General features: G+C 67.4%; 5 protein-coding genes and 1 pseudogene. 1 reads left to right on the top strand and 5 read right to left on the bottom strand.

The features are described 5' to 3' along the window. A pseudogene (locus ACWELQ_RS34460) lies at positions 1–191 on the bottom strand (serine/threonine protein kinase); the annotation flags it as partial. 249 nt (positions 192–440) lie between these two features. Between ACWELQ_RS34460 and ACWELQ_RS34455 the strand changes: the two are divergent. After that, positions 441–1832, top strand: coding sequence for an FAD-binding oxidoreductase (locus ACWELQ_RS34455; protein WP_452401204.1), 1392 nt, complete (start codon positions 441–443; stop codon positions 1830–1832). 9 nt (positions 1833–1841) lie between these two features. Here ACWELQ_RS34455 and dctA read toward each other — a convergent pair whose 3' ends face one another. From dctA to ACWELQ_RS34435, 4 genes are all read right to left on the bottom strand, one after another. Beyond that, a complete protein-coding gene (dctA, locus tag ACWELQ_RS34450; RefSeq protein ID WP_452401203.1) occupies positions 1842–3191 on the bottom strand; it encodes a C4-dicarboxylate transporter DctA in 1350 nt (449 codons plus the stop codon). Positions 3192–3348: 157 nt separating this feature from the next. Continuing rightward, the gene (locus ACWELQ_RS34445) at positions 3349–4779 is read right to left on the bottom strand and encodes an acyl-CoA carboxylase subunit beta (protein ID WP_452401202.1); all 1431 of its coding nucleotides are present in this window, start codon (positions 4777–4779) and stop codon (positions 3349–3351) included. A 162-nt stretch (positions 4780–4941) separates the two neighbouring features. Beyond that, entirely contained in the window at positions 4942–6192 is a 1251-nt protein-coding gene (locus ACWELQ_RS34440) for a KasA/KasB family beta-ketoacyl-ACP synthase (RefSeq protein ID WP_452401201.1), read from the bottom strand. Positions 6193–6203: 11 nt separating this feature from the next. Then, complete coding sequence (locus tag ACWELQ_RS34435) at positions 6204–6473, bottom strand: acyl carrier protein (RefSeq protein WP_452401205.1); 270 nt, start codon at positions 6471–6473, stop codon at positions 6204–6206. Positions 6474–6502 lie beyond the last annotated feature (29 nt).

The following is a 6502-nucleotide window of genomic DNA, read 5'->3' as shown; positions in this document are numbered from 1 at the left end:
GCCAGCGCCGCCTCCCGTTCGAACCGGGCCCGCCCGCGCGGGTCGGCGGCGATCAAGTCCCCGAGCACCTTCAACGCGACCAGCCGATTCAACCGCGGATTTCGCGCCAGATAGACGACCCCCATACCCCCGTTGCCGAGCACCCGCTCGATGGTGAACCCCGCGAACTCCGCCCCTGGTTCGAGCCGCATACCGCTGCCTCCGCCACATCCCCTATGCCAGCCAGGCAACCATACGCCCGGGTCTGATCGGTCGCCCGGCAATTCGGCCGACCGCACCCGCCACGCCACCGGCAATGAACCCCACGGCGCTCGGCTGCGTAACGACTGGCACGCGGCACCACACCGAGGGGCGGTCGAGAGGGCGAACGACCGATGTGCCGGTTCCGCCGCGCAGCGCACCCTGGATTCGCCCCGGAACGAGTACCGAAGGAGCCGACCATGACCACTGCTCGCATCGACATCGAAGGATTGCGCGCCGCCGTCGACGGGGAGGTGATCACCCCGCAAGACCCGGAATACCAAGCGGCACGCCAGGTCTGGAACGGCTGTTTCGACCGTCACCCGGCGGTGATCGTCCGCCCGGCGAGCGCGGCCGCAGTGGCGGCCGCGGTGCGGTCCGCCCGTGCGCAGGGCCTGGATCTGACCGTCCGCGGCGGCGGCCACAACTATGCCGGGCACGCGGTCGCCGACGACGCCGTGATGATCGACCTGCGTGCGTTGAACACCGTGACCGTCGACCCGGAGGCGAAACTCGCCCACTGCGGCGGCGGGGCCCTGTGGGCCGACGTCGACGCCGCCACCACCGCGCACGGGCTCGCCTTCACCGGCGGCTTCATCAGCCACACCGGCATCGGCGGCCTCACCCTCGGTGGCGGGATGGGCTGGCTCACCATGCGCTACGGCCTGAGCTGCGACAACCTGGCCGCGGCCGAAGTCGTCACCGCCGACGGCCGCGTCGTGACCGCGTCAGCGAGCGAGAACGCCGACCTGTACTGGGGATTGCGCGGCGGCGGAGGCAACTTCGGCATCGTCACCCGATTCACCTTCACCCTGCACGAACTCTCACCGCTGGCCCAGCTGGCGATGGTGTGGTGGACCCCCGACGCCGGCGCCGAGGGTCTCGCGGCGGGACGCGCGCTCATCGAAACGCTGCCCGAGGGCTATTGCGCCGCCGTGTTCGCCGTCTGCGCCCCACCGGCCCCGTTCGTGCCCGACCGGTACCAGGGGCAACCGGGATTCGCGGTCGGCATAGCGGGTTTCGGTGCGCCCGATGAGCTCGAGGCGGTGCTGAAACCATTGCGTGACGCCGCCCCCGCCCCCGCGTGGGAACTGGTCACCCCCATCCCGTACACCGCCCTGCAGCAGATGTTCGACGAGGCCGCCCCGCACGGGTTCTACGCCTACGAGAAGGCCCTCTACGTCGACGATCTGACCGATGACGTGCTGGCCCCGATCATCGCCCGCTACCCGCTGCGCAACTCGCCGCTGACCATCGTCCCGATCTTCCCGCTGCGCGGCCGCTACAGCGAAATCAAGGACGGCGAAACAGCTTTCAGCGGCCCCCGCAACCCCTGCTGGGTGATCAACATCAGCGCCATGACCCCCGACCCCGCCGGTTTCGGCGTCGAACGCCAATGGGTCCGCGACCTCTGGGACGAACTGCGCCCCCACGCGAACTCCGCGGCCACCTACGTCAACTTCCTGGCCGACGACGACCCGGATCGCCTGCGAGAGTCCTACGGCGACAAGTATTCCCGCCTCGCCGCGCTCAAAACCGCCTGGGACCCCGACAACGTCTTCCACCACAACGCGAACATCCCTCCGGCCTGACCGAGGGCCCTACGCACGGACCGGCTCCGCCATCGGGTCCGGGTCCGCGAGCGGCTCCACCGGCTGCCTGTCCAGCACCCGCGCGAGCCGCTCGCCATCCAACTGCCCCTCCCACCTGGCGACCACCAGTGTGGCGACACAGTTGCCGAGCAGGTTCACCGTCACCCGCATGGAGTCCATGAGCCGATCCGCGCCGAGCAGAATCGCCACCGCCGCAACGGGAATCGAGCCGTGGCCGATGGCGCTGACGGTCGCGGAGAGGGCGAGGAAGGAGGAGCCGGGAACGCCCGCCATGCCCTTGGAAGTCAGCATGAGTGCGAGCAGTGCCGTGATCTGCTCGCCGACACTCAGGTCAACTCCCAGCGCCTGGGCCAGGAACAGTACACAGATGGCGAGATAGAGCGTCGCACCGTCGAGATTGAACGAATACCCGGTCGGCACAACCAAACCCGTTGTCGCGCGCGAGCAGCCCGCGTCCACCAGTTTGGTCATGATCCGCGGCAACACCACCTCGGTCGACGCCGTGCCGAGGGCCACGAACAACTCATCCTTGATGTAGCGCAAGAACTTCCACAGACTCGCGCCCGCGAAGACTCGGGTGATCGCCGCCAGCACGAGTATGAACAACACCGCCGCCCCGTAGCAGCAGGCGATCAACTTCCCGTACGTGCCAAGGGCTTTCAGCCCGTACTGCCCGATGATGTAGGCCATCGCCCCGAACGCGCCCAGCGGCGACAGGCGCATGATCCAGCCGATCACGATGAACAGGATCCGGCTCACATGGTCGATGGCCTCCAGCACCACCGGCGGCCCGTTCTCCCCGAACTTCGCCAGCGCCAACCCGAACAGCACCGACACGAACAACACCTGCAAGAGCTTGTTCTCCGCGAACGCCGAAACCAGCGATGTCGGAATGACATTCAGCAGGAAGTCGACGGTATGCGGCAGTTCGGCCTTCTGCGTCGTCTTCGCGATCTGATCGGCCCCGGTCGCCAGCGTCTGCGCGTCGATGCGGAACCCGGCCCCCGGCTTCACCAGATTCCCCACCAGCAACCCGAACAGCAGCGCGAACGTGGTCACCACCTCGAAGTAGATCAGCGCCTTCACACCGATCCGCCCCACCGACTTCAGATTCCCCACATGCGCGATCCCCAGCACCACCGTGCAGAACACGATCGGCGCGATCACCATCTTGATCAGCTTGATGAACCCGTCCCCCAACGGCTTCAGATCCGTCCCGAGCTGCGGCCAGAACTTCCCGACGACGATGCCCGCCACCACCGCCACCAGCAGTTGCGTGAACATGGAGCGATACCAGGGGGTGCGCGGGACCGCCGCCGCGTCGAACGTCTCTGACATGCCCGCACGCTAGGAAGGCCGAGTGTCCCCGCCGTATCCCGGACGTATCGCCGAAATTTCGTAAGTTTTGTACACGGCGACCGTAGGCCGGGGCCCTCCGGACACAAAAACGGGCGGCCTCCGAAGAGGCCGCCCGATGATGTTGCCGCGTAAGCGATTACAGCGGGATGTTCTTGTTGTGCTGCGGGCGGGCCGGGGCTGCCGCGAGTGCTGCCGCGATGGTGGAGCGGGTCTTGGCGGGGTCGACGACCTGGTCGACGACGCCGATGGCGATGGCGCGTTCGACGCCGCCCGCGATGCGCTCGTGCTCCTCGGTGAGGCGCTCGATGAGGGCTTCGCGCTCCTCCTCCGGGGCGGCCGCGATGGCCTTCTTGTGCAGGATGCCGACCGCGGCCTTGGCGCCCATGACCGCGACTTCCGAGCCGGGCCACGCGTAAACCGCGGTGGCGCCGAGGGATCGGGCGTTCATGGCGATGTAGGCGCCGCCGTAGATCTTGCGGGTCACCAGGGTGACGCGCGGGACGCGGGCCTCGGCGAAGGCGTGCAGCAGTTTCGCGCCGCGACGCACCACACCCTCGAGCTCCTGCGAGACGCCGGGCAGGTAGCCGGGCACGTCGGTGACGACGATCAGCGGGATGCCGAAGGCGTTGCACAGGCGCACGAAACGCGAAGCCTTCTCGGCGCTTTCGGAGTTGAGGCAGCCGCCCAGGCGGATCGGGTTGTTGGCCAACACACCGACGGTGCGACCGCCGAGACGGCCGATGCCGACGACCATGGAGCGGGCGTAACCGCCCTGCAGCTCCTCGAAGGAGCTTTCGCCGTCGACGTTGTCGAGCAGCTCGTTGATGATCGGCTTCACGTCGTAGGCGCGCTTGGCCGACGCGGGCATCATGGCCTTGAGGTCCACATCGCCGTGCGCGGCGGCGGCCAGGTCGAATTCGCCCTGCTCGGCGAACATCGAGACCAGGCGGCGCGCACGGTGCATGGCGTCCTGCTCGTCCTCGGCCATGATGTGGCAGACGCCGGACTTCTTGCCGTGGGTGACCGGACCGCCCAGGGTCTCCATGTCGACGTTCTCACCGGTGACACTGCGGACCACGTCCGGGCCGGTGACGAAGACACGGCCCTCGGGGGCCATGATCACGATGTCGGTCAGCGCGGGACCGTAGGCGGCGCCACCGGCGGCGAAGCCGAGCACCACGGAAATCTGGGGGACCTGACCGGACGCGCGAACCATGGCCTCGAAGACCAGGCCGACCGCGTGCAGGGCCTCGACGCCCTCGGCGAGACGCGCGCCACCCGAATGCCACAGGCCCACCACGGGAACCTTGGAATCGATGGCGGTGTCGATCGCGTCGACGATGTGCTTGCAACCCTCGACGCCCATGGCGCCGCCCATCACGGTGGCATCCGAGCAGTAGGCCACGGTGCGGACACCGTCGACCTCACCGATGGCGGCGAGCACACCGGACTTGTCGCGGGGGTGGAGCGGGAGAACAGTTCCGGGATCGAAGAAGCGCTGCAACCGACCCAGCGGGTCACGGGGATCGGTCGTGGTGTCCGCATGCGCGGGAGCCATGATGGTCATCGCAAACTCTCCTTGTGAAAGGGAAGCGCGGTCGCTGAGAGCGGCTGCGAATGTCGTTGTCCCGGTAGGGGACTCGAATGCGGGATCGCCAATTCGAATCCCCTACCGGGTGTTCGTCTTACTGACCGGTTCTAGAAGTGCGCGGTTCTTCTTAGTTGCGCGTCAGTACCGGCCGAAGGCGAGCGCGACATTGTGCCCACCGAAACCGAAAGAGTTGTTGATCGCGTACTGGATGTCCTGCTGACGCGCAGCGCCGTGCACGACGTCCAGATCGATCGCCGGATCCAGGTTCTCGAGGTTCAGCGTCGGGGGGACGATGCCGTCCCGGATGCTGAGCACCGTGAGTACCGACTCGAGAGCGCCGACGGCGCCGATCGAGTGGCCCAGAGCCGACTTTGGTGCGTAGATCGAGGCGTGGTTGACGCCCGCCTTGTGAATCGCGTTGGCCTCCGCGGTGTCACCCACGGGGGTGGCGGTCGCGTGGGCGTTGACGTGGGTGACGTCCTTGGGGGACAACCCGGCGGTCTGCATCGCGCGCTGCATGGCGCGAGCCGCACCACTGCCCTCCGGATCGGGAGCCACCAGGTGGAACCCGTCGGAGGTGATACCAGCGCCCATGAGCCGGGCGTGGATCGTGGCACCACGAGCCTTGGCGTGCTCCTCGGTCTCGATGACCATGAGCGCGCCCGCTTCGCCGAAGACGAAGCCGTCGCGATCCTTGTCGAAGGGGCGCGAGGCCGCCTTCGGATTGTCGTTACGGGTCGACATGGCCCGCATCATGGAGAACGCGGCGATCGGCACCGAGTCGATGAAGCCCTCGACACCGCCGGTCACCATGATGTCGGCGTCGCCCATGACGATCATGCGCCATGCGTTGGCGATCGCCTCCGAACCCGACGAGCACGCCGAGACGGGAGTGATGACGCCCGCACGGGCCTTGAGTTCGAGACCGACGACGGCGGACGGGCCGTTCGGCATGACCATCTGAACAGCCAGCGGCGAAATCTTGCGATAGCCACCGTTCTTCAGCTTGTCCACCGAATCGATGAGCGCGTCGCCGCCGCCGAGACCGGTGCCGATGGCCACACCCAGCCGCAGCGGGTCAACCTCGGGCGAGCCGGCGTTCTTCCACACCTCGCGACCGAGGACGGTCGCCAGACGCTCGACGTACGCCATGCGTCGGATTTCGACCCGATCGAGCAGCGTGTCCGGCGACACCTTCAGGTGGCCGCCGATTCGAACCGGAAGGTCGTACTCCGCAATGAAGTCGTCCTCGAGAGTGTCGATGCCGCTCTCGCCATTGAGGAGGCCCTTCCACGTCGCATCGACGTCACCGGCGATCGACGTGGTCGCCGCCATGCTCGTCACGACGACATTGGGAAAGTTCCCGTTCAAGGTGGAAGGAGTGGTCACGGTGTCGGTTCCTACTCGCCCTCGGCGCCGAACTTGGACTTCAGCTCGGCGGCCGCGTCAGCGTTCTCCGCCTCGAGCTTCTGGATGTACGCCACCGCGTCGCCGACGGTCTTCAGGCTCGCCAGGTCCTCATCGGGGATCTTGACGCCGTACTTGACCACGGTCTGGACGGCGATCTCGACCATCGACAGCGAGTCGATGTCCAGGTCGTCGACGAAGGAATCCGCGCCGTAGGAGCTGAGCACGGCGGTCACGGGCGCGCCGCCCGCCACGAGCTTGATGACCGCGCCGTTGAAGGCGGTGCCGAATT

It is taken from the genome of Nocardia sp. NPDC004722 (assembly GCF_053601505.1).
The sequence above is the reverse complement of the archived record's forward strand: the minus strand, read 5'-3'. Positions and strand labels throughout refer to the sequence as shown.